Annotated in this window: 1 protein-coding gene; it reads left to right on the top strand. The window is 38.5% G+C overall.

Going from position 1 to position 1,707, the window contains the following annotated elements; genetic code table 11:
- Window positions 1-1,707, top strand: a 1,707-nt coding sequence (locus tag ACVC2P_RS06450; protein WP_452597658.1) for an immunoglobulin domain-containing protein, incomplete at both ends; no start/stop codon positions are given.

The following is a 1,707-nucleotide window of genomic DNA, read 5'->3' as shown; positions in this document are numbered from 1 at the left end:
CCTGGCCCTCCTGCTTTAGGGGATGCTGTTAATTGGTATACAAACGCTACTGGAGGTACTGCCTTAGCTTCTGGCCTTAATTATACGCCTACCGATACAGCTATTGGAGTTTACACTTACTATGCTGAAGCTGAAGAAACTATCTCTGGTTGTGTAAGCTCTAGAACTCCAGTTACATTAACAATAATTGGTATTCCTACGCCAGATGCACCTGCCAATGTTCAGTCCTGCAATAACTATACTCTACCTGCTTTAACTGTTGGTAACTATTTTGATGGTACTAATGGAACTGGCAATGCATATACTGCTGGAGATATCATAAACACAACAACAACGCTTTATGTATATGCAGAAACTGGAACTACTCCTAATAATTGTTTTGCTGAAAATAGCTTTACTATTACAATAGATACGACGCCTACTCCTGATGCGCCTGCCAATGTGCAGTCCTGCGATAGCTATACTTTACCTGCTTTAACTGTTGGTAACTATTTTGATGGTACTAATGGAACAGGTAATGCGTATGCTGCTGGAGACATCATAAATACAACAACAACGCTTTATGTATATGCAGAAACTGGGACTACTCCTAATAATTGTTTTACCGAAAATAGCTTTACTATTACCATTAACATTTCTCCTACAGCTTTTCCTATTGCTGATATGGAACAATGTGATGACGATTTAAATGGATTTGAATTTTTTGATTTAACGTCAAATGATTCTACAACAATTAATGGACAAACCAATGCAGTAGCAACTTATTATACTAATATGTTAGATGCTCAAGCAGGTACTTCTCCTATTATTACTGCTAATGCTTATCAAAACACAACTAATCCAGAAACCATATATGTAAGAGTTGAAAATACTTTAACTGGTTGTTATGGTATTAATTCATTTAATCTAATATTAAATAGCACAGGAGCTACAACTCCTATTCCGCTAGTACATTGTGACCCAGATAGTGATGGCTTTGGAGTTTTCAATTTAACTGATGCCGATACAGAAATAGCAACTGGAGCTACGGTAAACATAACATACCATGAAACCCCTGCAGATGCTAATAATAATATAAATGCATTAGTAAGTCCATATAACAATATAGTAGCAAATAATCAAACAATCTATGTTCGTGTTGAAGACTTTGTTACAGGATGTTTTAATATGATTTTACTAGAGTTAATCGTCAACCCAACCCCACAAATAACAGACCCCACCCAATTAGAAGTCTGTGACGATGATGCCGATGGCTTTGCCAGTTTTGATTTAACCGAAAAAGAGCCAGAAATACTAAACCAATTAGACACAGACCCATCCAACGATTTAGACCCTGCACAATACATCGTAACCTACTATATCACAGAAGCCAATGCCAATGCAGGAACCAACCCTATAGCAACGCCAAATGCCTTTGTCAACACTATAGCCAATACCCAAACCCTATGGATACGAGTAGAAGACAATACCAATAGCTGTGCAACAGTACGCCCACTAGAACTCATAGTCAACCCATTACCCGTACTCGTACAACCAAGCCCACTAGAACTCTGTGATGTTAACAATCCAGGCGATGAAGTCGAAGAATTTAATCTAGAAGAGGCCAACGCACAAATACTAAATGGACAAACAGGCATCACCCTAAGCTATTACCTAACCCAAGCCGATGCCGATGCCGCAGTTAACCCATTACCAACACTATACACC

The organism is Pontimicrobium sp. MEBiC01747, from assembly GCF_053601635.1.
This window is presented reverse-complemented; position numbering and strand designations above follow the sequence as displayed.